Consider the following 22,380-nt stretch of genomic DNA (forward strand, 5'->3'; position numbering starts at 1 on the left):
TCCCGGCCTTAAGCCGTTTCGATGGCGTGAAAGACCAGCACTGCGGAATAGACGTGCGGCAGCGATTGGATGGTGTTGAGCAGGGTGCCGAGGCTGCCGGCGTCCGGCGCTTCGGTGACGACGACGAGCTTGCCGCGCGGATCGCGGCCGTGGATCTCGCAGCCGGGAAGCGCGACGATCTCGGCTTCGACCTCGACGAGGCGCTCGGGACGCGCCTGCACGATCATGCTGGCGATCTCGCAACCCGGCGGCGGAACGATGCGCTCGGCGCTAAGCACCCGGCCGGTGATCAAGGCGCGGCGATTGAGTGTGGCTTTGTTGAGTAAGCCTTGGGCCATGATGCCTGTCTTTCGCTGTTCGGAGATCAATGCGGGGGAGGCGGGCCGGGCGGGCCCGCGACCATCTGGTAGATCCAGACGGCGAGGCCGTAGGAGCCGACCGTTCCGATCGCGAGGACGGGCATCACGACCGCGGTCAGGAACAGAAACGCAAAAATCTCCATGCGCTTACGGCGCACGCGCCCATGCGTGTCGTCAGGGGCCGACATATCCGGTCTCGCTGAAATTTTGGGGGATCGGGACGGCATCCGGGCCGTTGCCTTGCTGCACTTTTGGTGCATTCGGGCCGTGTTTGCGTTGATCTGGATCAAGGGGCCGGTTTGCGACGATGGCGGCCGCACAAGTTTGGGTTGTGCACGCGCGAAGGCGATGCGAGAGTTGAGTTCTCGAACGGAGACTGGGGAGACTCGAAGGCGTGAATGGTGTGGGGCTCACGGCCGTCGATCTCGGGCTTCGCGGCGCAACGAGCGGCGTGTTCCTGTTGATCATTCTCGTGGCGCTGCTGCGTCGTGCGGCCAGCCAGCAGGCTTTGCTGGGCATGGCCATGTCTGCTGGTGGCGTGTTCTACGCCATCGCGACCGCGCCGTTCTTTCCAAAATCCTCATGGTGGTGGGTGCTGCCGATCCTGTCGGCACAATCCGCCGTGTTCTGGGTGTGGGCGCGCGTGGCGTTCGACGACGATTTCGTACTTAGGCGATGGCACGGCGCCCTGTGGCTGAGCATCGTGGCCTTCGGGTTTGCGATCACGCTGGGCTGGGCGCACTGGCCTGCTTTGGCCGGGGCCGGCGGTCGAGTCCTGGCGCTGGTCGCCCTGGCCCTGGCTCTCGCGGCCGCAGTGCAGACGGTCAAGACCTGGCGTGCCGATCTGGTCGCGCGGCGCCGCCGACTGCGGCTGGCGATGCTTGCGATCAATGTTGGGCTCATCGCGGTCGTCGCTGGTGCCGGCTTCGCCGCAATTCCCGTCGCGGTCCCGGGCGCGCCCGGCAGTCTCCCGACCGCGCTCGGCCTGTTCGTGGTGGCCATGCTCGCCGGACTGGGGGCTTTCGCTACGCAGCCGGCCGTGCCCGTCGACGCCACGGCGGCAATCGCATCCAGCGACGCGCGCGGGGCCGCTCGTGCTCCCACGGGACGGGTCGTCGTCGACCCGATCCTGCTCCGGCGCCTCGATCATCTGATGACCGTGGAGCGAACCTACCGGCAGGAAGGTCTTGCGATCGGATCGTTGGCGGCACGGCTCGACGTTCCCGAGCATCGGCTGCGCCAGGCGATCAATGAAGGGCTGGGCTATCGCAACTTCAATGCGTTCCTCAATCGCTACCGTATCGAGGATGCCAAGCTGGCGTTGTCCGACGTGACGCAGCGGGATGTTCCGGTGCTGACCATCGCCATGGATGCAGGTTTCCAGTCGATCGGACCTTTCAATCGCGCCTTCAAGGCCAAGACCGGCGTGACGCCGACCGAATTCCGGCGCGAGGCCTTGAGCCGGCCCGACATGGCTGAAATCAGCCAACCGCGCCGAGAAATCGGCTAGCCGATTTCTGGATCTGGCGAGAGGGCCATTCCCCGATTGGGCAGACTGTACGGCAGAAACCCTGTCCAGCCGGAACGAGTCCATCCATGTCCCATTCGACCGCTGCCGCCCCTCCTTCTGAACGGCTCCACGCTCTCGATGCGCTCAGGGGTGGCGCCCTGCTGCTTGGCATCGTCCTGCACGCGGCATTATCATTTGTGCCCGCCTCGGCCCAGTTCTGGTTCGTCCGGGACACCCATCCAAGCCTGCTCCTCGGCCTGGTGTCCTTCACCATCCACGTCTTCCGGATGACCACGTTCTTCCTGATGGCCGGCTTCTTCGCCCGCATGAGCTTTCATCGCCGCGGCACCCGGGACTTCGTCCGGGACAGGCTGCAGAGAATCGGACTGCCGCTCGTAATCGGCTGGCCGATTATATTCACGCCGGTCAGCCTGATCGTGATCTGGGCAGCTTATTTGCCAAATGGCGGGCCGATCCATGGCGTGCGCAATTGGCCGCCGGTGCTGCCGAATTTTCCCCTGACCCATCTCTGGTTCATCTATGTGCTGCTGGAGCTCTATGTCGCCATGCTGCTGGTGCGCGGCGCGATCGTCTGGCTTGATGCGTCCGGCAACTGGCGGGCGGTCCTCGATCGTCTCTTCGCGGGGATCATGCGCAATCCGCTGGCGCCTCTGGTTCTGGCGATCCCGATCGGCATCGCTTTCAGCCTCGACCAACGATGGGTCAACGCGATGGGGGTGAGGACGCCGGATCAATCGCTCATCACCAATGCGCAGGCCTGGATCGGTTTCGGCACCGCCTTCGGCGTCGGCTGGCTGTTGCATCGTCAGGCCGATCTGCTGCGCCTCCTCGAGCGACGCAGGCTCCCGCACCTCCTGCTTGCGGTCGTCCTGATCCTGATCAGCTTCGTGCTATCAGGTGTGATGTTGTCCGCGCCGGGCGCGCCAAAACTGCCGTTCAGCTTCGCCACGCTCAAGCTTGTCTGCGTGGTTCTGTATGCACCGGCAATATGGATTTCGACCTTCGCGGTCATCGGTCTCGCGCTCCGCTTCATGTCTGGCTTCAGCCCGACCTGGCGCTACCTCGCCGATGCGTCCTACTGGCTCTATTTGATCCACTTGCCGATCGTGATGGCGCTGCAGGTCGCCCTGTCACAGCTCAACTGGCCCGGGTTGATCAAGTTCGCCATCATTCTCGGCATCGCGATTCCGCCGATGCTGGCGAGCTATCATCTGCTGGTGCGCTTCACCATCATCGGTGCGGTGCTGAACGGCCGCCGCGCACCACGCGAAGCGGTGCCTGCCGCCGAAGTCGCAGGACCCGTTGCGCCATAGTGCGAGACGCGGATCGTCCTCCCGCACGGCGGAATTGCGCTTCCGTAGACAGCACCGCCTCACCCATTAAGATGAGCGCAAGAAAAATAATGCGGGAGAGGCGTCATGAAGTTCGGCATCTTCTACGAGCTGCAACTGCCACGGCCCTGGGTGGCGGGCGACGAACTCAGGCTCTACCAGAACGCACTCTCGCAGCTCGAGCTCGCCGACAAGCTCGGCTACGACCACGCCTGGGTGGTCGAGCATCACTTCCTCGAAGAATATTCGCACTCGCCCTCGCCGGAATCCTTTCTCGCCGCCGCCAGCCAGCGCACGCAAAAGATCCGGCTCGGGCACGGCATCCTTCAGCTCACCACCAACCATCCGGCGCGCGTTGCCGAGCGGGTCGCGGTGCTCGATTTGCTCTCGAACGGCCGCTGCGGGTTCGGCATGGGTGAAAGCGCGTCGATCACCGAGCTCGAGCCGTTCGGCCGCGACATGGAAACCAAGAAGGAGGTGTTCGAGGAAGCCGTGGCCGCGATCTTTCCGATGTTCAAAGATGCCGGCAGCGAGCATCACGGCAGGTATTTCGACATCCCCTTGCGCAATGTCGTGCCGAAGCCGGTGCAGAAGCCGCATCCGCCGCTATGGATGGCATGCTCGCAGCTGCCGACCATCGAACGCGCGGGCCGTCACGGCTTTGGCGCGCTCGGCTTCCAGTTCGTCAGCGCGGATGCTGCGCATGCCTGGGTGCACGCCTATTACAACGCCATGACCAAGCGGCTGCACAAGCTCGCCGACTACGAGATCAATCCGAACATGGCGCTGGTGTCGTTCTTCATGTGTGCCAGGACCGACGAGGAGGCGCGCGCCCGCGCCGACGGCGCTACGTTCTTCCAGTTCGCGCTGCGCTTCTACGGCGCCGCGCAGAACCGTCAGCGTCCGGCGCCCTACACCGTTAACATGTGGGACGCGTACAACAAATGGAAGCGCGATAATCCGGAGGCGCAGGAGGCGGCGCTGCGCGGCGGCCTGATCGGCTCGCCAGAGACGATCCGAAAGAAGCTCAAGCGCTTCCAGAGCTCGCATATCGACCAGGTCATCCTGCTCAACCAGGCCGGCAAGAACAGCCACGAGCACATCTGCGAGTCCTTGGAGCTGTTCGGCCGCGAGGTGATGCCGGAGTTCCAGAACGATCCCGCGCAGGACGTCTGGAAGAAAGGCGTGATGAGCGGCGAGATCAAGCTTGAGGAGATCGACACCCAGGCCTTCACCGACCGCTACGGCAAGCTCGCAATCAACGTCGCGCCGGCGAAGGCGGCGGCAGCGGGGTAGAGAGTTCGAGGTCTCGCGGCGTGGGGGCCCGGTTTGGCAGCGTACCGCCGAAGTGGCGATGCGCCACGTCCGCGGCACAAGGCTCTCTTCAACTGGTTTACCTCAGCTCTTTGAGCCAGGCCCCTTCAACGCGTTCCAGGCGGCGTGATTGGCTTGATCGAACGCCTTGCGGGATTCGGCCAGCGCAGCGCTTAGCACGGACCAGGACTCGCTGCCCGCCTGCTTCAGCTTCTCCAGGCGTGCTTCGGCCTCAGACGCGTCTGACTTCATTTGCTTGAGCGCGGCATCGACATCGACGCTGCGGGCCGCGACCGCCTTGCCTGCTGCCTCACGAAATTGACCCGCCGCCTCGCGCCATGCTTTCGTCTGGGCCGCTGCAATGTCCTTGAATGTGGCCTGCTGCTGCTCGATCTGCTTGCCGGCGCTTTCGAAGTAGGTTTTCATCTGCGCTTCGAAGCCGGTCCAGTGCTTTTCCAGCTCCGGCTTGGCGCGCGCCCAGGCGGCTTCGCCGGCTTCCGCTTGCGTCTTGAGCTGCGCCTGAAATTCATCCCGCCTCCTCTTCAGATCGGCGATGATCTGATCGGCCTTGACCATGGACTCCGCTTTGGCCTCCGTCGCCTTCACCTCGAACGAAGCCAACGCGGCATCCATCTCGTCGATCCGCTCCTTGGCCGAATTGAGGTAAAAATGCATGCTGCTCTGCTCTGACATGGCCGATCTCCATTGATTAGCCGATAAGCTGATAACCATCACACGGCTTGGCGTTTCTCCCTTGACTTGCGTCAAGCTGCTCGGTGCGTCTGCGTCTGAAACCACTTGAGAAAGGAGTATTGACGTTCCAAGTGACGCTGACTTCCTGGCTGTCGCGCGGCGCCCGATAATCGACGGGCGGCGGGTCCTACGCAGCCGTCCAGCCACCGTCGATCGCAAGATTGGCACCGGTGATCTGCGCGGCCTCGTCGCTGCACAGAAACAGTGCGAGCGAGGCCACCTGCTCGACGGTGACGAATTCCTTGGTCGGTTGGGCCGCGAGCAGGACGTCGCTGATGACCTCATCTCTCCGCATGTTGCGTGCGTTCATTGTGTTCGGGATCTGCTTTTCCACCAGCGGCGTCCAGACGTAGCCGGGGCTGATGCAGTTGCAGGTGATCTTGGACCTGGCGAGTTCCAGCGCTACCGTCTTGGTGAGGCCGTCGATGCCGTGCTTGGCTGCGACATAGGCTGACTTGAACGGCGAGGCGACGCGCGAATGGGCCGAAGCCGTGCTGATGATCCGGCCCCAGCCGCGCCTCTTCATGCCGGGCACCGCGGCACGGATGGCATGGAACGCGGCGGATAGGTTGATCGCAAGGACTGCATCCCATTTCTCCGGCGGAAACTCTTCGATGGGAGAGACGTGCTGGACGCCGGCGTTGTTGATCAGGATATCCACACTGCCGAAGGTCGCCTCACTTAGCGCGATCAGCCCGGCGATTTCGATCGGCTTCGCCATGTCTGCGGGCGAATAGATCGCCTTGACGGCGAACTCGCTTTTGATCGCAGAGCACTCTTTCTCGACCTCGGCAGGCGTCCCCATCCCGTTGAGCACGATGTTGGCGCCTGCGGCTGCCAAGACGCGCGCACATGCGAGCCCGATGCCGCTGGTCGAGCCGGTCACGACGGCTGTCTTACCCTTCAGAATAGTCATTTCACTCACTCTTGTCTGTCTATTGCCCGAGCGGGAGAAGCGTCGGCCATTGAGAGCGCCCGGTTGTGGACCCGCGATCAGGTGACCAGACTTCGCTCCGAAGCCCGGAAGGCACGTCGCGCTGGCTCTTGCAGATAATCATGGGCCACTCTGCCAAGGCCCAGCGTGAGATCTGCGCGGATGTGAATCGCGGAGACGATCTCCAGGACGGGAAGATCGGCAACCGGCGCCAAAGCGTGAGGCGTGAGGGAGAGAGCCGCGGGGCCGGTCCAGGCGCCCTTCAACACGATCTGTTCGAGGTGGTATTCGACGAGCTCGCAGATCCGCGGGCTGCCATCGACATGCGGAATGATCTTGAGCAGAAAGTTGGGCTCCTCGAGCGCGGCCTTGACTTGGCCGAGGTCGGCCTCACGATGTTTGTAACCCATCGTGCCCGTCGCAACCCTCAAGGGACCGTAATCGAGAGTGCCGATCAGCGTGTCGATCTCGGTCCGTAATGTCGGCTGGCCAAGCTTTTTCGGAAAGCCCCAGAGTTCGCGTCCGCCGGCGATCGGGCCTTCGTCGTTAAGGAACATGCAGTGGTTGTAGCCGCCTTTACGGCCACGGAACGTGACCGGAATGACCTGGCCGCTTTCGGTGTAGTCGCCAAAGCCATTCGAATCCGGCATGCGGATGAATTCATACTTGACGAGCGCGTTGCGGTCATCGAGTTCAAGCGGTTCAGGCACCAGGGCGCGCAGCTTTGCCGGGTCGGTGCGATAGCTAATGATCAGGTACTCGCGATCCACAAACCGGTAAGGGCCTGGCGGATAGGCCGGGCTGGTGAGCGGCATCGCAAAGGCGCGCTTGCGCACATCACTCTCACGCATGGGGTTCTCCGTGCGCCAAATCAGCGGTCCTACTCACGCCCATCGTGCTCCAGATCGAATGTGAAAACCCCATCCGGGGTGACCGGGCGTGCGAGCACCTCGGGATGACGCAGGGTGCGCAGCGCATCGTGGTAGCCGGCGCGCCAATGGTCTTGCATCGAGAGGCGGGAGAACTCGTAGTCCTTGGAGTGGCCTTCGTGGTTGCGGGCCCGATAGATCAGGTGAACGATATTGTAGACGTTGGGGGACACCGCGGTGTTCAGGAGCTTCACGTCCTCGTGCTCTCTGAGTTCTTCGGGGATCCGGTCCAGGAGCGCAGTGAGCGCACGTCGCAGGCGCTGCACGTGCTTGAATTGGTCAGTGCTTGCGCGCGTGCGGCTTGAATACTGAATTTCCTTTTGACGCGTGACGACCTCGGGCAGATTGCTCGGAAGCTGGCCCTTCGCGCTCCAGAGATCGACCTGAAATGCCAGCATGTCCTGCGGCGCACCCCAGTCGATCACCCATTGCAGCGGCGTATTGGACACCAGCCCGCCGTCCCAGTAATGCTCGCCCTCGATCTCTACTGCGGGAAAGCCCGGCGGCAGCGCACCGCTCGCCATGATGTGCTCCGGCCGGATCGTATGGGTGCTGTTGTCGAAATAGACGAAATTGCCTGTTCTCACATTGACCGCTCCTGCACTGAACCGCGTCATCCCCGCGTTGAGACGATCGAAGTCGATCAGCCGCTCGAGGGTGCTCTTCAATGCACGGGTGTCGTAGAAGCTGGTTGCTTCGGTGGTGCCACCGGCATGGAGCCAGGGCAGGAGGGGGCGCGCGGAGAAAAATCCGTTTGCGCCGCATGCTGCGGCAAGGCCCGCGCTCATCTGATTCAGGACGTTGCGCGCATTGTCGCTGCGCATGTCGAGAAGTGAATTTCCGGACCAATCCCAGGGCGCGGTGGAAGTCACCTGCGTCCAGAAATCGCGAAGCCGGTCGACGCGCGACTCTGGCGGGTTGCCTGCGATGATCGCGGCATTGATCGCGCCGATCGAAATGCCTGCCACCCAATCGGGGTGGATGTCAGCTTCGGCGAGCGCCTCATAGACGCCAGCCTGGTAGGCCCCGAGAGCGCCGCCGCCTTGCAGCAGCAGCGCGATGCAATCGAATGGCAGCCGCCGTTGGGTGGTCGGCAGGTGTGATCGGGGCTGGAAATTCATGGTCTGGCTTGCTTTCGGTGATCGAGGCTGAAGGGCAGGTAAACGTCAGTCAGAAAAGAAACTATACGGTATAGTATATATATTGGCCGCGGGGGTCTCGCAACTCACGAGATCGTGCTCGGTGGCCGACCAGCGCTTAGTGTTGGACCGACCGCTGCCCCACCTTGGGCGGCTCCAGCATGACTTCCTTCAAGCGGTCGCCGCTGGCGATAACGACCACGAAGTTGAGTTTGCCGTCCTGTTTCATCAGCCCACCGGCGAGAGCGTTTCCCGCCGCGGCTTTCTCGGCGACCCGCACCGCGTCCGACAGCTCCTGCTTGATCCACTTCAGCGCGATGATGTTGGCGAGATCTGCGCGATCGAGCTCCTTGAGCGATGACGCGATTTCCGCTTGCGATATGCTTCCGGTGTTCGCATCTATGACATTCTCAAAGACCCGCTCGTTCTTGATCGTGCGCACGCGGTAGACCGGCGGACCGGATATCTCGAAGCTGATGTCTGCGGTCCTCGACCCATCGTGCAGACGCTCCGCAATCGCCATTGCCTGACCGAGCGGGACCTTTGTGGTGTGGAATTGCTCCAGCACACGGCGAACGGCGGCCTCTTCGACATTGCCCTGCGCGGTCGCGCTTTGCTGTTCGGCGTCGGCAGGGGGCGGCATGACGCCGGCCAGAGCACCAGTGCCGGCGAGGGCAGCGGAACAAACGATGAGGGCAAACAACTGCTTCTTGGGCATCGCGCGTAATCCTGTGATGTTCTTCATGATTGGTGGCCTAGTTCGGCACCAAGGCGTACCGGCTGGCTTGGAAGCCCGGATGCCGGGCAGATCGCCGCAGCTTTCGGGCTCGTGCCTGAGCGAGCTTGCTCCACCGCGTCGTGATCTGATGTGGCCTCCCGCCCCGCCCTGCTTGCTCCTGAACGGCCGGCTGCAACTGGGCCAGGCTTTCGCGGAGGCGCAGATCGGTCGTCGCCGCCGCCGGGCGACCGTCACCGACGTCCGTCACGACGCCCGCGACTTCAGGTTCGGGCTGCTGCGATGGAGCCTCGGCGCTGTGGTGCTCGGTGGGCGCCGGGAGAGGTTCAATCCCGCTGGTATCGATGACGACGGCTTCGGGTCCACGCAGCTCCGAGTGGATCCGGATCGGCGGCAATGCGGAATGCGAGTCCGTGAGCCGGCTCGGCAGAGGTGCAGGCAGCACCCAATCGGCCGCCAGAAGCAGCAAGAGCAACGCACCTCCAACCGATAGAAAATAGGCCCGCAGGGGAAGCTCGGGTTCGACAAGGCCGTTCGCGTATCGCGACAACACGGATTTCCTGCTCACGTTAGCCAGCTCCCAGGCATGGAATGATTCCGTCTCGTTTCAGATGCTCGAGGGCCGCGGATGTCGGCGCGCGCGTTCGGCATCGAGATAGCCGCGCTCGTCGAGCCATTCGATCGGGCAATAGGCCATCGCCTTAGGATCAATGATGTGTCCGTCGCGCTTGAGGGCCGTTCGCGTGCCCGTGAGGCCGGTCCACACGGAAGCGCCGGTGGACGGCTCCACGTGCATGACGTCGAAAACTTCGATGAAGTTGAGCATGTCGGAATTCCACGATGCTCAGGCGGCGGGCGGGGAAGGGTGCTTGACCCCTTCAAGTGCGACGCCTCTGCGGTCGAGTTCGGATTCGATCATGTCGAATATGGATTCGACCGGCGCGAGCCACACCGTGACCCAACAGATGATGCAATCGCGAGCGAGCAATAGCCCCTGGGTCATGCGAAGCCCCTTCGGTTGGCCGCATGCCGCATCGGCGCGGGTTCGCTATCGGCGAGCGCATGCACCCAGGCGAGCACCGAGATGGTGAGACCCAGCAGCAGGCTGACGCCCACGAGCGACACGGCCACAATCAGATTGAGCGATGCGACGGCAATCCCAGGCCAGGGATTTTCCCGCACGAGCGCCAGGAACAGGCTTGACATCTTCGATCTCCTAAATAAACTACACCGTATATTTCATATACAGCGCGGATCGCGGGATGTGTCAAGAGCAGAGACTCACAACCCCGTGTTCGCCCTGGTCGGGCGCAAGGCGGCGAGGCCGTGCTTCCCGCTCGGATGCGTTAACTGGAGAAAGGATCGGATATGTTGAAGAAGCGGATGGTACTGTCAGGTTTGGCGCTCGCTGCCTTGGGCACCGCTGCGTTTGCTCAGGAGGACCGCGGGACAGCTGAGCAGAAGGCGGCATGCACGTCTGACGCGTTTCGCCTGTGCGCGAGCTACATCCCCGACGCCACCAATGTGGAAGCCTGTCTCAGGCAAAGAAAGTCGGACCTGAGCGAAGCTTGCAGAGCCGTCTTCGAGCACGCAGCCGCTGCGGCTTCCGTCAGGACCGTGGGCTCGCACCGCTATCATGGCGCAAAAGATGAGGAATGATCGCATGAACACGATCTATTTTCCCGCTTTCGCCGCGTTCGGGGGCTCGGCCTTCGGAGCGATTTCCACGATCGTGACGGGATGGGTGACCCGTCGCCGCAGGGTTCGTGAGCGTTATCATGCCCACGCGGTCTCCAAGCGTGAAAAGCTGTACCGCTGCTTCATTGAGGAGGCGTCCCGGCTCTATGCGGACGCGCTGACCAGCGACAAATCCGAGATCCCGGCGCTGGTGAACTTGTATGCGCTGATCGGGCGTATGCGGATCCTGTCCAATGATGAGGTTGTCCATGCAGCGGAGCGGGCGGGACGGCTCATCATCGAGACTTACCTTGCACCGAACACGTCGTTCGTCGACCTGCCGGGCTTCATGGAGGAGATGGATCCGCTGCGCGAATTCGGCGAGGCCTGCCGGCGTGAAATGCATGCGACTCCGGAGCGTTGAGGCCGAACATGCCGAAGGCACAGACTACACGCCGGACTGGATCGTCGTGCACGCGTGAAAGAATCATGCAGGCTGCGATCTGCTTGTACCGGCAGATCGGGTACCGCAAGACCACGGTCGCCGACGTCGCTCGCGGCGCATCCATGTCGCCGGCAAATCTCTATCGGTTCTATCCGTCGCGCCAGGCGCTCGAAGAGGCCGTCGTGACGGAGCTGCTCGAGCAGGTTTCCATGGCAGCTGCAAGTGCAGCGCGAAGCGGCCGCTCCGGCCTGGAGCGGCTGAATGCGGCGTTGAGTGCGATCTCCCGGCTGCATGAAGACCGGCTGGCAAACGATGTCCGATTGCACGAGCTGGTGGTCGCCGCAGGACAAGCGAACTGGCTGGCCAGCCTGTCTCACGCCGATCGGCTTCGCGGCGTCGTTCGATCGATCATCGCGGCCGGGCAGCTGAGCGGGGAGTTTCGGGGCGGGAGCCCGATGGCGCTTGCCTGCTGTCTGCTGGACGCGATGGACGCTTACCTCAATCCGTCCCGTATCAAGGCCACCGCCCTTCGGCCAGCCTTCAGCGAGATGATGCGCTTTTGCGCGAAGGCGCTTGGCAACACAACGTTCGCTAACACGGCGCCCCCTCAACTCATCAACATTCCCGCCGATTTGCGCTACAAATCCGCCTGTTGAACCCAGCGCTCGATGGGGCGCCGGCTCACGGCGTCCAGTCTGCCTCACAGGCCGCGAGGAAAAAGCCGACCCGTTCGCGCACGAACGACGGCAACTCCCGTCGCAGCTCTTTCGGTGTTTCACCCACCAGCGAACGAAACAGCATCGGCAACAGGATCAGATCCAGAAAAATCTGAGCGGTGGCAAGGCTCCGCTTGCCGCTGAACGGGCCCTTGGGCGAGCGCGCAAGCTTCTGCGTGGTTTCATTCAAGAGCTGGGAAACGGCGCTGACGGAGCGATCGCGCGCGGCATCGTGGACGTTGCGACTCAGCTCGGGGAAACGCTGCGCCTCGGCAATCGTGGCGCGAACCATCCCCAACGATTCTTCGATGACCTTCGCCACGATCGCTGTGCCGAGACTCATCAGCTTGTCCTGAAGGGTGCGGCCCTCGGGCTCGAAGCCGTCGAAATCCGTCAGCTCGCTGATGGTACGGGCCACCACCGCCGCGAACAGTGCCTCCTTGCCAGGGAAATGCGCATAGATGGTCGGCTTGCTCGCCGGCGCCAGCTCGGAGATGTCGTCGATGCTGGCGCTGCGATAACCCTTCTCGAGAAAAAGCTGCTGGGCTGCATCGAGGATCCGGACCTGCACGTCGCCGGCAAGGTCTTTGGTCGGTCTGCCCCGTTTCGGGCTGCTCTTTTTCGTCATCCGTCGTTCTCCCAATCACGAGTCTGTGCGCACGCAGATCGCACTTGACATGCTCGGCCGGAAAAGGCAAGAAAAAGAAAATATACGGTATAGTTTATTTAATCAGGCCTGCTGGTCAGGACCCGCGGCCTTCCGGATGGTCGAGGCCGCAAACGCGTTTGCGTTGGCCCCGCGACCATCCGGTCCACCTCAGGAGATCACGGTGAATACGTCGACCCCCGATCCGGACCGTCCACAACGCGGCATCCTGCTGCGCGAGCTGCGTCACAGGGTGGATAAAGGGATCGCCTCGGCGATCGATCTGGTCTCGGCCGCGGTCGTCCGGGCTGAGGGGGCGGAAGCAAAGGCCGCCTTGAGCGATGTGGTCGAGCTGCTGCACGGACACGCGGAGCTGCATCGGGCGCTGGCCATGCCGCAGAGCGAAGCCCTCAATGACGCCGCCACATACATTCGCAGACTGGGCTGCGCTCTGCGCCAGTCCTTGCTGGATCGAATGGGGATCCGGCTGACGTTCACCACCGAGTCCCTTCCGCTCCAATCGGAGCGATGCTGGCGGCTTGGTCTGATCGTCCACGACCTCATCGTCAACGCAGCGAAGCATGCCTATTTCGACGCGCGCTCCGGCGAGATCAAGGTCAAGCTGTCGCGCATCGGCTCGGTGGCGAATTGCGTAGTGCTGGATAACGGCTCGCGGCCGGTGCGGGCGGTTCTGGGTCGCGAGCTCCAGATCAGCAACGACCTTGCCAAGGGGCTTGGCGGGCGGATCGAGCACGGCTTCGCCGCCGAGTTCACATCCGTCGTTCTCTCGTTTCACTTGAGCGAGCGGGAGCGCCAGGCGAGCTGGTCGATGGCGACGCGCCGCATGCGGTCGCCGCGTTCGCTGAAATTCAGATCTTCCGGGACGTCCGGCGCGGACTCCGGTCTCTCGGATCAAATCGAGCCGCCGGCCGCGATCCGAACGGATCCCAATTCATCGGCAGCCCGGCCGAACGAACCGGCCTCGCTCGGCAGGGGCCCGGACGTCTTGGGCAATCTGCTGTCACCCTCTCACCGCATGGACGCGCTATGAACCCGCGCTATTTGAACCACGCCAAAACCGGTCGAACCGGGCGCTTGCTAAAGCCTCTCGGCGGCATGGCGCTGGCGCTTGTCGCAGCCACGCTCGGCGGCTGCGATGATCACACCGCCACTCTCCCCGCGCGCGCCGCTTTCGTGCGCACGGAAATCGTGCAGCCGCGGGATCGGCAATCCTCGATCACCTTGACCGGTGAGGTGCAGGCCCGCTTTCGGGCGGATCTCTCCTTCCGCGTCAGTGGGCGCGTCCTCGCGCGCTATGTCGATGTCGGGACCCACGTCAAGGCGGGCGAAGTGTTGGCCCTGCTCGATCCTGCCGAGCAGGAAGCCGATGTCGATGCTGCGACCGCCGCTGTTCTCGCCGCAGAATCCCAGCTGCGTGTGGCGAAGGCGACCTTCGAACGACAGAAGGCGCTGATCGCAAGCGGCTTCACCACGCGCACGAGCTACGATCAGGCGCAGGAAGGATTGCGCACCGCGGAAGGCGCGCTTGAAGCGGCAAGAGCGCAGTTCGGAACCTCAAAGGACGCTCTCAGCTACACCGCACTGCGGGCCGAAGCGGACGGTGTCGTCACCGCGCGCAGTCTGGAGACCGGTCAGGTCGTGCAGGCTGCGCAGCCCGTGTTTTCGCTGGCGCAGGATGGTGATCGGGATGCGGTCTTTGACGTCTATGAGTCGATCTTTCTCGGCACGGCCGACGGCCGCGACGTTTCGTTGGCGCTGGTCTCCGATGCGGACGTGACGGCAACCGGCCACGTTCGGGAGGTCTCGCCGGCCGTCGACGCCAGGAGTTCGACCATTCGGGTCAAGGTGTCCATCGACGACCCGCCTGCAGCAATGACGCTCGGAAATCCCGTCGCCGGAACAGTGAAAGCGAAGGTCCAGCGGCAGATCGCATTGCCCTGGCGTGCATTGATGGCGGTGGGCACCAGGCCTGCGGTCTGGACCGTCGATCCGGCGACGCGGATGGCCGCGTTGAAGCCGGTAACAGTCGCCGGCTACGAGGCCGGAGAAGTGTTGATCAAGGCGGGTCTCGAGCCGGGCGAGCGCGTCGTGGTCGACGGCGGCAAGCTTTTGAGCGTGGGCCAACTCGTGACTTATGAAGGAGATCCCTCATGACGAGCCGGGACATGATGATGGCGGGTCCGCTTGCATGTGCGCTCGCACTTTCCGGTTGTCAGCAGGAGGCAAAGACGCCGGAGCCGGTGCGGCCCGTCCAATCGGTGGTTCTCGAAGCGGACCACGCCGACGATGCGGTCGCGGTGGGCGTCGTCGAGCCGCGCTACAAGACAAACCTCGGCTTCCGCGTGCTGGGACGCCTGACCACGCGTCCGGTCTCTGTCGGCGATCTCGTGAATGAAGGACAGACGGTCGGCGTCGTCGACCCGACGGCCCTCGAGCTCGCGGTTCGCTCGGCCAAAGGGCAGCTTGCCAAGGCCGAGGCGCAGTTCGCCACCGTCAGGGCGACGGAGGAACGGCAGCGAAAGCTCATCACCACCGACGCGACCACAAAGCAGACGCTGGACAACGCCGAGCAGGCGCGGGCCGGCGCCGAAGCAACCGTGGCGCACGATCAGGCAAATCTGACCAAGGCGAGCGAGCAGCTCGGCTATTCGCAGATCAAGGCCGACTTCGCCGGTGTGGTCACCGCAGTCGGCGCGGAAGTCGGCCAGGTGGTGTCGCCCGGCCAAAGCGTGGTGACGATCGCAAGGCCCGACATCCGCGAAGCCGTCGTCGATCTCGGCCAGGACTTCCCGTTGCCGTTGGAGATCGGCTTGCCATTCATGGTCAGCCTGCAACTCCTTCCCGCGGTTCAGGTCGAAGGCAGCATTCGCGAGATTGCGCCGCAAGCCGATCCGGTGACGCGGCTGCGCCGGGTCCGCATTGCGCTCGGCAATCCGCCTGACAGCTTCCGGCTCGGCGCGACCGTCACGGCAAAGCTCGGCAAGCAGCAAGGCGCGGTTCTTCGCCTGCCTGCTTCCGCGGTGCTCGCCAGGGACGGCGCAAATTTCGTCTGGGTCGTCGATCAGACCAGCACGGTCTCGCTGCAAAAGATCGATGTCGTGGCCGATCAAACCGGCGCGCGCGTCACCGGCGGACTCGTCGCCGGCACACGCGTCGTCACCGCGGGGATCCACAGCCTCAAGCAAGGACAGCAAGTCCGCATCGCGCAGGATGAGAAGTCATGAAGTCGTTCAACCTCTCCGACTGGGCGCTCGGTCATCGTTCGCTCGTCTGGTATTTCATGATCGCCTTCATGGCGGCGGGACTTTTTGCCTACTTGCAGCTGGGGCGGCAGGAAGACCCTGACTTCACCATCAAGACCATGGTGATTCAGGCGCAGTGGCCGGGCGCCTCGCCTGAAGAGGTGACGCGTCAGGTCACCGACCGAATCGAGAAGAAGCTCGAGGAGCTGGAATCGCTCGATTACACCAAGAGCGTCACGGTTGCGGGCCAGACCACCATCTTCGTTTACCTGCGCGACAGCACCAAGGCTGCCGACGTCAAGCCGACCTGGATCCGGGTCCGCAACATGATCGCGGATATCAGGGGCGATTTCCCGCAAGGGGTGATAGGGCCGGGCTTCAACGATCGCTTCGGCGACGTGTTCGGCAACATCTATGCGTTCACCAGCGACGGCCTGAGCCAACGACAGCTGCGCGATCAGGTCGAGGACATCCGGGCCAAGGTCTTGACCGTGGCCGATGTCGGCAAGGTCGACATCCTCGGGGCGCAGGACGAGGTGATCTATCTCGAATTCTCCACCCGCAAGATCGCGGCCCTTGGCCTCGACGTCCACGCCATCATGAATTCGCTGCAGGGACAGAATGCGGTCGCGCCGTCCGGCGTGTTCCAAGAAGGGCCCGAGCGGATCAGCGTCCGGGTCAACGGCCAGTTCACGTCAGAGGCAAGCCTGAAGGCGGTCAACCTGCGCATCAACGATCGCTTCTTTCCCCTGACCGACGTCGCAACCATCACGCGCGGCTATGCGGATCCGGCCAAAACCTTGTTCAGATACAATGGCGAGCCGGCGATCGCGCTCGCCATTGGCATGAAGTCCGGCGCCAATCTGCTGCATTTCGGCGAGGCGCTGAAGCAGGAGATGTCGAGAATTACGGCCGACTTGCCGGTCGGCGTCGGCGTTCACCTCGTCGCCGATCAGCCCATCGTCGTCGAGCATGCCGTGTCCGGCTTCACCGAGGCGTTGTTCGAGGCTGTGATCATCGTTCTCGGCATCAGCTTTCTCAGCCTCGGCATGCGCGCCGGACTGGTCGTCGCGATCGCTATTCCGCTGGTCCTCGCCATCACCTTCGTCGTGATGGCCTATGCCGGCATTTCGCTGCAGCGAATTTCGCTCGGCGCCCTGATCATCGCGCTCGGGCTCCTGGTCGACGACGCCATGATTGCCGTGGAAATGATGGTCGCGCGGCTCGAGGTCGGCGATCCCCTGGAAAAGGCGGCAACCCACGTCTACACCTCGACCGCCTTTCCCATGCTGACGGGCACGCTGGTGACGGTCGCCGGCTTCATTCCGATCGGGCTCAACAACAGCAATGCGGGCGAATTCACCTTCACGCTGTTCGTCGTCATCGCGGTCTCGCTGATCGTCTCCTGGATCGTGGCGGTGCTGTTCACGCCGTTGCTCGGCGTCACCATCCTGCCCGCCAGAATGAAGGGCCATCATGAGCAGAAGGGGCGCGTGGCGCAGTTGTTCGCGCGTCTGCTGAAGTTCTGCATGCATCACCGTTGGGCCACCATCGGCGTCACGGTTGCGGCCTTTCTGCTGGCGCTGGTCGGCATGAACTTCGTGCCGCAGCAGTTCTTCCCGTCGTCCGATCGTGCCGAGCTGGTGATCGACTGGAATTTGCCGCAGAACGCGTCGATCGACGATTCCAATGCGCAGATGGCGCGCTTCGAGCGCGAACAGCTTCAGGACAACAATTCGGTCGATCACTGGTCAACCTATGTCGGCATCGGCTCGCCGCGCTTCGTCCTGTCCTTCGACGTCCAGACCGCCAACAGCTGGTTCGGTCAGATGGTGGTGGTAACCAAGGGCGGCATCAAGGCGCGCGATCAGGTCAAGGCACGGTTCGAGGACTACCTGAAGAAGACGTTCCCCGGGACCGACACCTACGTCAAACTGCTCGAAGTCGGCCCGCCCGTGGGGCGTCCCGTGCAATATCGCTTGAGCGGGCCTGACATCGCCAAGGTGCGAGATCTCTCGCAAAAGCTTGCCGGCATCGTGCGAAGCAACCCGGATCTTGGCAATGTCGTGTTCGACTGGATGGAGCCGGCCCGCGTCGTCAAGGTCGACGTGCTCCAGGACAAGGCGCGCCAGCTCGGCGTGACCTCGGAAGACATCGCCACGACCTTGAACTCCGTGCTTGAGGGCACGCCGGTCACCCAGGTGCGCGACAGCATCTATCTCGTCAACGTCACGGGACGAGCGACGGCGCCGGAACGTGCAACCATCGACACGCTGCGCGATCTGCAATTGACCGGGCTCGGCGGTCAATCCGTGCCGCTCGGGGCCGTCGCCAATCTGCGCTACGAGCTCGAGCAGCCGACGATCTGGCGGCGTGCGCGGATCCCCACCATCACGTTGAAGGCCGGCATCGTCGGCGACGTCCAGCCCAAGACAATCGTGGACCAGCTCGCGCCGAAGCTGGCGGAGTTCAGCGAGGCGCTGCCGGCGGGCTATTCCGTCAAGATCGGCGGCTCCGTGGAGGAGAGCGCCAAGAGCCAGGCCCCGATCGTGGCCGTCGTTCCGCTCATGCTCTTTGTCATGGCGACAGTGCTGATGATTCAGCTGCAGAGCTTCCATCGCTTGTTCCTGGTGTTCGCGGTCGCGCCGCTCGCCGTCATCGGCGTGGTCATGGCGCTGCTGCCGAGCGGCGCCCCGCTTGGCTTCGTTGCCATCCTCGGCGTGCTCGCCCTGATCGGCATCCTGGTGCGCAACTCCGTGATCCTGATCGTCCAGATCGAGGATCTCAGGAAGGAGGGGCGGCCGGCCTGGGACGCGGTGGTGGAGGCGACCGAGCATCGGATGCGGCCGATTCTGTTGACCGCAGCGGCCGCAAGTCTCGCGCTGATTCCGATCGCGCGCGAAATCTTCTGGGGCCCGATGGCCTACGCGATGATGGGCGGCATCATCGTCGGCACCCTGCTGACGCTGCTGTTCCTGCCGGCGTTGTATGTGGCGTGGTTCCGGATCCAGCCCGTTCATGGCGACCCATCATCGACGCACGAGCCCGCGTCGCCTCTGCACGAGGCGTCTTCGCCGGAGATGATCTCCGTGTCCAAGCCGGTGCCGGTTCTCGAAACACAGATCTAGCAAGGGAAAGTACAATGCCTCGCAACATACCTCAGATGCTGGCTCTCAGCGCGACGCTCGCAACCCTGATGCTGTCGCCACATGCAGCGTTCGCGCAGTTCCCTCCGCCACCTCCGATGGCCGGGCCGCCGCCGATTGCAGCCGGCGGGCCACCTCCGCTAGCAGCCGGAGGTCCGCCGGCCTTCGCGGCCCGTCCTCCGATGGGACCTGGCGGTCCGCCACGTGCCGGCCTCGGCGGCCCGGCGCCTCGTCTCGGTGCCGGAGCTGCGCCACGCGGTGCTCTCGCGGCGGCCGGGCGCGGCGGGCCCGCGGTGGCGAACGGCGCTCGCGCCGCATCGGTCACCTACAACCGCTTCGGAGGCTATGGCCGCTATGGCGGAGCCCGATACGGCCATCGCGCCGCCTACGTGGCCGGCGCTTACGCCGCCGGAGCCGCCGCCGGCTACGCTTATGGTGGCTCGCGCTATTCCTCGGACAGTGACTGCTACTACGTTTACAGGCGCTATCGGCGCGTTATGGTGTGCGAATAGATGGGCTCATTCGGCCTTCCCGGCCGAGGCGACATAGCTGATCGCCACGTCCGCCCCCTGGTCGGCAAGCGCCTCGGCCGTGGCTGAGCCCTGCCCGCGCGAGCTGCCGGTCGCGAGCGCGCGACCTTGCACTTCACTCCATTCGCTGCTGCCGGCGGCCAAGCCCGATGCCCTGGCGGCATTCGTCATGGCGGTCACTCACTGCATGGCGGTGCAGGCTAAAACCGGCTTCAGCCGCGACATGGCCGACGGGTCGTTCTAAGCGGAGAACTGCAGCAACCACCTGATCGATCCTTGTGTGCGCGGCATTCACACCATCCGCATTTGGCTCCAAACCGGACCGCGATCCCGAATACCCACACATGGCCCTTGCCGCCGTGCTAGCTTGGCAGAACTCGCCTCGACGGCGCTGCAGCTGCGATCTCGAATTTGGCGAGCGTTTCGGCAATTGCACGTAAACTCGACGTCGACAGGGGGAACGCCATGAAGTCGATAGGAAGAGTATCAGCCGCCGCATTCGCACTCAGCTTGATCTGCGGCCTGTCCAATGCGCAGCAGAATCCCAGGCGGGTTGGCATTTTGATAAATGGCGGTGATACGCCTTTGTTCAATTCGATAAAGAAAAACCTTCTGAGCGACTTTGCAGGAGTCGGATATGTTGAAGGGCGCGACGTCGTTATCGAGCCGCGATTTGCCGAGCTGAAGCTTGAGCGTCTTCCGGGGCTCGCCTTGGAGCTGACGGACGCGAAGGTGGACCTGATCCTGGCGCTCGGTGGGCCTGCAGCAGTTGCAGCCCAGAAAGCCACATCCACAATCCCCGTGATCTTCTCGATCGTGACTGATCCAGTTGCCTTGAAGCTTGTTGCTTCGATGGACAGGCCGGGAAGCAATGTCACCGGCATCACCAGTCTCGATCCCCAGCAAGCCACCAAGCAATTCGAACTTCTGAAAGAGACATTTCCGGGAATCAAGCGCGTCGCGATCTTGAGCGACCAGACTATTCCCGGCGCCGATGAGCGCGGGTTCGCACCCATCGATCGCGCCAACGATGCCGCAGCACGAGGCTTGGGCCTGGAACCCCAAATAATAAAGCTCAAGAGTGCGGCCGATCTGGATGCGGCTTTTGCGGCAATTGCGACGGAGCGCGCCGAGGCCTTGCTGGTCCTGGAAGTGCCGGTGGCACTCGCGGCCCGGAAGCAGATTAGCGAACTCGCGATCAAAAACCGCTTGCCGGCAATGTTTCCAGGCGGCACCGCGGATGCGGCCGGTTTGATAACCTACGGTACCAGCGTCGCCGATAGCTGGCGCAGATTTGCTGTCTTTGCGGACAGGATTTTCAAGGGAACGAAACCGGCGGACTTGCCGGTGGACGTCATCACAAGACGAGAATTGATATTCAATCTTCAGACGGCCCAGGCAATCGGCGTCACCATTCCGTCAGAGATTTTGAAGCGGGCAGACCGGCCCGTGCAGTAATCCATTTGCGTTATTGATCGGTGCCATGCCGACCCCGCTCCGGGATGTAGGCCGTGCGCTGCACGAGCGGCGGAGGGGTGGTATGATCGCGAGTCTTCACGGCCGTAACCAGCGATCCCCGGAGCGCTCATGGCAAAACACCGGATCTATACGACGAGCTTCGCAAGCGTTTACCCGCTTTACGTTGCGAAGGCCAAGAAGAAAGGACGCACCAAGGCCGAGGTCGATCAGGTCATCTCCTGGTTGACGGGCTATGGTCAGAAGGAGCTGGAAGCCCAGCTGGAAAAGCAGACGGACTTTGAAACCTTCTTTGCGAAGGCCCCGAAAATCAATCCGTCGCGAGCCCTGATCACAGGCGTGGTTTGCGGCGTCCGGGTGGAGGAGATCAAGGAACCAACGATGCGGGAGATCCGCTATTTGGACAAGCTGATCGACGAGCTGGCCAAGGGCAAAGCAATGGACAAGATTTTGCGGAAAAACGAGCCCTGAGCCGCGACCCGCTACCAGCTCGGCGGCCTTGCGCGGCCCATCCCGACGACACCTGTCTTCCGCCGCGCGGCCGTTGCTGATAACTTTCGGCAAAAGGCGACAGGGAGAAAACGATGCGCCCTCACGGGACGCCCGGAAATGCGGCGGCTGGCGATGTCACGCCCGCGGTGCTCGCAATCGGTCGCGCGGATTTTCCCAATGTGCTGATCGACACGCTGCGCGGCCAGGCCGGGGTCGGGCATTGCATGGTGTTCGCGCTGAATCGCGCGGGCGCGGCGCACTGCCTGCTCGATGCCGGCAACATCCCGATCGGCGGCGATCTCGGCGCCGCCTATGCCGGGCAGTTCCACGAAGCCGATCCGAACCGCGATGCGTTGTTCGAAGGCGAGGGGGCTGCGCCGATCGTGCTGCCCGCCTTCGCGCCGCGCATGTACGGCGCGCGCTACCGCAAGATGTTCTTCATCGATTCCGGCATCGTCGACAAATGCGCGACTGCGATCTGGGTCGACGACACCTGCTTCTACGTCAATTTCTACCGCATCGCCGCCCAGGGCCGCTTTAGCGATGCCCAGCGCGCGCGGCTTTGGGCCATCGCACCGGCCATCAGTGCGAGCGTGGCACGCCATTTCCAGCACGGCTCGGCTGCGACGACCGACCAGACCCTCGCCGCGCTGTTCGCCACGTCCGCGCCGCTCGCCGATCTCACACCGCGCGAGCGGGAGGTCTGCCGCCGCATTCTCTCAGGCTTCAGCTCCGAGGCGATCTCCCGCGCGCTCGGTATCAGCCTGCATTCGACGCTGACCTATCGCAAGCGCGCCTATCAGCGGCTCGGCATCTCCTCGCAGAGCGAACTGTTTGCGATCGTGCTGCGCCTGCTCGCGGGGCCTAGCCGCGTGAACTAAGGGGTACTCTAAGTCCGCGATCTCTGCTTCCGAGACCAAAGTGGACACGCGGCCCGCGCTTCGGGAGCGTCGCGTTGTGACC

26 protein-coding genes and 3 pseudogenes are annotated in these 22,380 nt (G+C 63.4%); 16 read left to right on the top strand and 13 right to left on the bottom strand.

Going from position 1 to position 22,380, the window contains the following annotated elements; translation table 11 throughout:
* Nucleotides 1–8: 8 nt before the first annotated feature.
* The gene (locus GWG65_RS28900; protein WP_275198919.1) at nucleotides 9–338 is read right to left on the bottom strand and encodes a chaperone NapD; all 330 of its coding nucleotides are present in this window, start codon (nucleotides 336–338) and stop codon (nucleotides 9–11) included.
* A 26-nt stretch (nucleotides 339–364) separates the two neighbouring features.
* The gene (gene napE / locus GWG65_RS28905) at nucleotides 365–547 is read right to left on the bottom strand and encodes a periplasmic nitrate reductase, NapE protein (RefSeq protein ID WP_275198920.1); all 183 of its coding nucleotides are present in this window, start codon (nucleotides 545–547) and stop codon (nucleotides 365–367) included.
* A gap of 206 nt (nucleotides 548–753) precedes the next feature.
* Between napE and GWG65_RS28910 the strand changes: the two genes are divergently transcribed.
* From GWG65_RS28910 to GWG65_RS28920, 3 genes are all read left to right on the top strand, one after another.
* Entirely contained in the window at nucleotides 754–1,869 is a 1,116-nt protein-coding gene (locus GWG65_RS28910) for a helix-turn-helix domain-containing protein (RefSeq protein WP_275198921.1), read from the top strand.
* A gap of 86 nt (nucleotides 1,870–1,955) precedes the next feature.
* Nucleotides 1,956–3,203, top strand: a complete 1,248-nt coding sequence (locus GWG65_RS28915) for an acyltransferase family protein (RefSeq protein WP_275198922.1) — start codon at nucleotides 1,956–1,958, stop codon at nucleotides 3,201–3,203.
* A 105-nt stretch (nucleotides 3,204–3,308) separates the two neighbouring features.
* Nucleotides 3,309–4,517 carry an LLM class flavin-dependent oxidoreductase gene (locus GWG65_RS28920; protein ID WP_275198923.1) on the top strand — a complete coding sequence of 403 codons (1,209 nt, stop codon included), beginning with the start codon at nucleotides 3,309–3,311 and terminating at the stop codon, nucleotides 4,515–4,517.
* A 102-nt stretch (nucleotides 4,518–4,619) separates the two neighbouring features.
* Here GWG65_RS28920 and GWG65_RS28925 read toward each other — a convergent pair whose 3' ends face one another.
* The 9 genes from GWG65_RS28925 to GWG65_RS28965 form a co-directional block, all read right to left on the bottom strand.
* Nucleotides 4,620–5,228: a hypothetical protein gene (locus GWG65_RS28925; RefSeq protein WP_275198959.1), complete on the bottom strand. Its 609-nt coding sequence runs from the start codon at nucleotides 5,226–5,228 to the stop codon at nucleotides 4,620–4,622.
* A gap of 187 nt (nucleotides 5,229–5,415) precedes the next feature.
* Nucleotides 5,416–6,204 (bottom strand): 3-hydroxybutyrate dehydrogenase, encoded by a 789-nt coding sequence (locus tag GWG65_RS28930; protein WP_275198924.1) that lies wholly within the window; start codon nucleotides 6,202–6,204, stop codon nucleotides 5,416–5,418.
* A 77-nt stretch (nucleotides 6,205–6,281) separates the two neighbouring features.
* Complete coding sequence (locus GWG65_RS28935) at nucleotides 6,282–7,073, bottom strand: acetoacetate decarboxylase (protein ID WP_275198925.1); 792 nt, start codon at nucleotides 7,071–7,073, stop codon at nucleotides 6,282–6,284.
* A gap of 29 nt (nucleotides 7,074–7,102) precedes the next feature.
* Complete coding sequence (locus GWG65_RS28940; RefSeq protein WP_275198926.1) at nucleotides 7,103–8,272, bottom strand: DUF3734 domain-containing protein; 1,170 nt, start codon at nucleotides 8,270–8,272, stop codon at nucleotides 7,103–7,105.
* 136 nt (nucleotides 8,273–8,408) lie between these two features.
* Complete coding sequence (locus GWG65_RS28945) at nucleotides 8,409–9,035, bottom strand: PepSY domain-containing protein (protein WP_275198927.1); 627 nt, start codon at nucleotides 9,033–9,035, stop codon at nucleotides 8,409–8,411.
* Between the two features lie 10 nt (nucleotides 9,036–9,045).
* Complete coding sequence (locus GWG65_RS28950; protein WP_275198928.1) at nucleotides 9,046–9,594, bottom strand: hypothetical protein; 549 nt, start codon at nucleotides 9,592–9,594, stop codon at nucleotides 9,046–9,048.
* A 39-nt stretch (nucleotides 9,595–9,633) separates the two neighbouring features.
* A complete protein-coding gene (locus GWG65_RS28955) occupies nucleotides 9,634–9,852 on the bottom strand; it encodes a hypothetical protein (protein ID WP_275198929.1) in 219 nt (72 codons plus the stop codon).
* An 18-nt stretch (nucleotides 9,853–9,870) separates the two neighbouring features.
* Entirely contained in the window at nucleotides 9,871–10,029 is a 159-nt protein-coding gene (locus GWG65_RS28960; RefSeq protein ID WP_275198930.1) for a hypothetical protein, read from the bottom strand.
* On the bottom strand, nucleotides 10,026–10,232 hold the full coding sequence (locus GWG65_RS28965; protein WP_275198931.1) for a hypothetical protein: 207 nt from the start codon (nucleotides 10,230–10,232) through the stop codon (nucleotides 10,026–10,028). The genes GWG65_RS28960 and GWG65_RS28965 overlap by 4 nt, the downstream gene beginning before the upstream one ends.
* 162 nt (nucleotides 10,233–10,394) lie before the next feature.
* Between GWG65_RS28965 and GWG65_RS28970 the strand changes: the two genes are divergently transcribed.
* The 4 genes and pseudogenes from GWG65_RS28970 (at nucleotide 10,395) to GWG65_RS28985 (ending at nucleotide 11,804) form a co-directional block, all read left to right on the top strand.
* A complete protein-coding gene (locus tag GWG65_RS28970) occupies nucleotides 10,395–10,685 on the top strand; it encodes a hypothetical protein (RefSeq protein WP_275198932.1) in 291 nt (96 codons plus the stop codon).
* A 4-nt stretch (nucleotides 10,686–10,689) separates the two neighbouring features.
* Complete coding sequence (locus tag GWG65_RS28975) at nucleotides 10,690–11,127, top strand: hypothetical protein (RefSeq protein ID WP_275198933.1); 438 nt, start codon at nucleotides 10,690–10,692, stop codon at nucleotides 11,125–11,127.
* Nucleotides 11,128–11,192: 65 nt separating this feature from the next.
* Nucleotides 11,193–11,318 (top strand): annotated as a pseudogene (locus GWG65_RS28980) (helix-turn-helix domain-containing protein); the annotation flags it as partial.
* A gap of 12 nt (nucleotides 11,319–11,330) precedes the next feature.
* Nucleotides 11,331–11,804: a TetR/AcrR family transcriptional regulator gene (locus tag GWG65_RS28985; protein ID WP_275198960.1), complete on the top strand. Its 474-nt coding sequence runs from the start codon at nucleotides 11,331–11,333 to the stop codon at nucleotides 11,802–11,804.
* A gap of 25 nt (nucleotides 11,805–11,829) precedes the next feature.
* On the opposite strand, the gene GWG65_RS28990 is transcribed toward GWG65_RS28985, so the two are convergent.
* Complete coding sequence (locus tag GWG65_RS28990) at nucleotides 11,830–12,492, bottom strand: TetR/AcrR family transcriptional regulator (protein WP_342760677.1); 663 nt, start codon at nucleotides 12,490–12,492, stop codon at nucleotides 11,830–11,832.
* Between GWG65_RS28990 and GWG65_RS28995 the strand changes: the two genes are divergently transcribed.
* The 5 genes from GWG65_RS28995 to GWG65_RS29015 are packed head-to-tail and all read left to right on the top strand — an operon-like array spanning nucleotide 12,452 to nucleotide 19,431.
* Nucleotides 12,452–13,561 carry a sensor histidine kinase gene (locus tag GWG65_RS28995; RefSeq protein WP_275198935.1) on the top strand — a complete coding sequence of 370 codons (1,110 nt, stop codon included), beginning with the start codon at nucleotides 12,452–12,454 and terminating at the stop codon, nucleotides 13,559–13,561. The two genes, GWG65_RS28990 and GWG65_RS28995, sit on opposite strands and share 41 nt — an antisense overlap.
* Entirely contained in the window at nucleotides 13,558–14,685 is a 1,128-nt protein-coding gene (locus tag GWG65_RS29000; RefSeq protein WP_275198936.1) for an efflux RND transporter periplasmic adaptor subunit, read from the top strand. The genes GWG65_RS28995 and GWG65_RS29000 overlap by 4 nt, the downstream gene beginning before the upstream one ends.
* Complete coding sequence (locus GWG65_RS29005) at nucleotides 14,682–15,755, top strand: efflux RND transporter periplasmic adaptor subunit (protein WP_275198937.1); 1,074 nt, start codon at nucleotides 14,682–14,684, stop codon at nucleotides 15,753–15,755. The genes GWG65_RS29000 and GWG65_RS29005 overlap by 4 nt, the downstream gene beginning before the upstream one ends.
* On the top strand, nucleotides 15,752–18,901 hold the full coding sequence (locus tag GWG65_RS29010; RefSeq protein ID WP_275198938.1) for an efflux RND transporter permease subunit: 3,150 nt from the start codon (nucleotides 15,752–15,754) through the stop codon (nucleotides 18,899–18,901). The genes GWG65_RS29005 and GWG65_RS29010 overlap by 4 nt, the downstream gene beginning before the upstream one ends.
* Nucleotides 18,902–18,915: 14 nt before the next feature.
* Nucleotides 18,916–19,431, top strand: coding sequence for a hypothetical protein (locus GWG65_RS29015; RefSeq protein ID WP_275198939.1), 516 nt, complete (start codon nucleotides 18,916–18,918; stop codon nucleotides 19,429–19,431).
* A 9-nt stretch (nucleotides 19,432–19,440) separates the two neighbouring features.
* On the opposite strand, the pseudogene GWG65_RS29020 reads toward GWG65_RS29015, so the two are convergent.
* Nucleotides 19,441–19,620, bottom strand: a pseudogene (locus GWG65_RS29020) (hypothetical protein); the annotation flags it as partial.
* Here GWG65_RS29020 and GWG65_RS40495 point away from each other — a divergent pair.
* The 4 genes and pseudogenes from GWG65_RS40495 to GWG65_RS29035 form a co-directional block, all read left to right on the top strand.
* Nucleotides 19,589–19,693, top strand: a pseudogene (locus tag GWG65_RS40495) (TetR/AcrR family transcriptional regulator); the annotation flags it as partial. The pseudogenes GWG65_RS29020 and GWG65_RS40495 sit on opposite strands and share 32 nt — an antisense overlap.
* A 221-nt stretch (nucleotides 19,694–19,914) precedes the next feature.
* Nucleotides 19,915–20,907, top strand: coding sequence for an ABC transporter substrate-binding protein (locus tag GWG65_RS29025; protein WP_275198940.1), 993 nt, complete (start codon nucleotides 19,915–19,917; stop codon nucleotides 20,905–20,907).
* Between the two features lie 129 nt (nucleotides 20,908–21,036).
* Complete coding sequence (locus GWG65_RS29030; protein ID WP_275198941.1) at nucleotides 21,037–21,396, top strand: DUF2200 domain-containing protein; 360 nt, start codon at nucleotides 21,037–21,039, stop codon at nucleotides 21,394–21,396.
* Between the two features lie 113 nt (nucleotides 21,397–21,509).
* On the top strand, nucleotides 21,510–22,298 hold the full coding sequence (locus tag GWG65_RS29035) for a helix-turn-helix transcriptional regulator (RefSeq protein ID WP_275198942.1): 789 nt from the start codon (nucleotides 21,510–21,512) through the stop codon (nucleotides 22,296–22,298).
* Nucleotides 22,299–22,380 lie beyond the last annotated feature (82 nt).

The sequence above is a fragment of the Bradyrhizobium sp. CSA207 genome (genome assembly GCF_029051685.1).
Lineage (GTDB): Bacteria > Pseudomonadota > Alphaproteobacteria > Rhizobiales > Xanthobacteraceae > Bradyrhizobium.

Excerpts from the sequence above, each read along its gene's own strand:
- GWG65_RS28935 (WP_275198925.1), bottom strand. The coding sequence starts at position 7,073 with ATGCGTGAGAGTGATGTGCGCAAGCGCGCCTTTGCGATGCCGCTCACC.
- GWG65_RS29030 (WP_275198941.1), top strand. The coding sequence starts at position 21,037 with ATGGCAAAACACCGGATCTATACGACGAGCTTCGCAAGCGTTTACCCG.
- GWG65_RS28900 (WP_275198919.1), bottom strand. The coding sequence starts at position 338 with ATGGCCCAAGGCTTACTCAACAAAGCCACACTCAATCGCCGCGCCTTG.
- GWG65_RS29015 (WP_275198939.1), top strand. The coding sequence starts at position 18,916 with ATGCCTCGCAACATACCTCAGATGCTGGCTCTCAGCGCGACGCTCGCA.
- GWG65_RS28915 (WP_275198922.1), top strand. The coding sequence starts at position 1,956 with ATGTCCCATTCGACCGCTGCCGCCCCTCCTTCTGAACGGCTCCACGCT.
- GWG65_RS28990 (WP_342760677.1), bottom strand. The coding sequence starts at position 12,492 with ATGACGAAAAAGAGCAGCCCGAAACGGGGCAGACCGACCAAAGACCTT.
- GWG65_RS29035 (WP_275198942.1), top strand. The coding sequence starts at position 21,510 with ATGCGCCCTCACGGGACGCCCGGAAATGCGGCGGCTGGCGATGTCACG.
- GWG65_RS28925 (WP_275198959.1), bottom strand. The coding sequence starts at position 5,228 with ATGTCAGAGCAGAGCAGCATGCATTTTTACCTCAATTCGGCCAAGGAG.
- GWG65_RS29000 (WP_275198936.1), top strand. The coding sequence starts at position 13,558 with ATGAACCCGCGCTATTTGAACCACGCCAAAACCGGTCGAACCGGGCGC.
- GWG65_RS29025 (WP_275198940.1), top strand. The coding sequence starts at position 19,915 with ATGAAGTCGATAGGAAGAGTATCAGCCGCCGCATTCGCACTCAGCTTG.
- GWG65_RS29005 (WP_275198937.1), top strand. The coding sequence starts at position 14,682 with ATGACGAGCCGGGACATGATGATGGCGGGTCCGCTTGCATGTGCGCTC.
- GWG65_RS28940 (WP_275198926.1), bottom strand. The coding sequence starts at position 8,272 with ATGAATTTCCAGCCCCGATCACACCTGCCGACCACCCAACGGCGGCTG.
- GWG65_RS28960 (WP_275198930.1), bottom strand. The coding sequence starts at position 10,029 with ATGACCCAGGGGCTATTGCTCGCTCGCGATTGCATCATCTGTTGGGTC.
- GWG65_RS28965 (WP_275198931.1), bottom strand. The coding sequence starts at position 10,232 with ATGTCAAGCCTGTTCCTGGCGCTCGTGCGGGAAAATCCCTGGCCTGGG.
- GWG65_RS29010 (WP_275198938.1), top strand. The coding sequence starts at position 15,752 with ATGAAGTCGTTCAACCTCTCCGACTGGGCGCTCGGTCATCGTTCGCTC.
- GWG65_RS28970 (WP_275198932.1), top strand. The coding sequence starts at position 10,395 with ATGTTGAAGAAGCGGATGGTACTGTCAGGTTTGGCGCTCGCTGCCTTG.
- GWG65_RS28955 (WP_275198929.1), bottom strand. The coding sequence starts at position 9,852 with ATGCTCAACTTCATCGAAGTTTTCGACGTCATGCACGTGGAGCCGTCC.
- GWG65_RS28920 (WP_275198923.1), top strand. The coding sequence starts at position 3,309 with ATGAAGTTCGGCATCTTCTACGAGCTGCAACTGCCACGGCCCTGGGTG.
- GWG65_RS28930 (WP_275198924.1), bottom strand. The coding sequence starts at position 6,204 with ATGACTATTCTGAAGGGTAAGACAGCCGTCGTGACCGGCTCGACCAGC.
- GWG65_RS28945 (WP_275198927.1), bottom strand. The coding sequence starts at position 9,035 with ATGAAGAACATCACAGGATTACGCGCGATGCCCAAGAAGCAGTTGTTT.
- GWG65_RS28975 (WP_275198933.1), top strand. The coding sequence starts at position 10,690 with ATGAACACGATCTATTTTCCCGCTTTCGCCGCGTTCGGGGGCTCGGCC.
- napE (WP_275198920.1), bottom strand. The coding sequence starts at position 547 with ATGTCGGCCCCTGACGACACGCATGGGCGCGTGCGCCGTAAGCGCATG.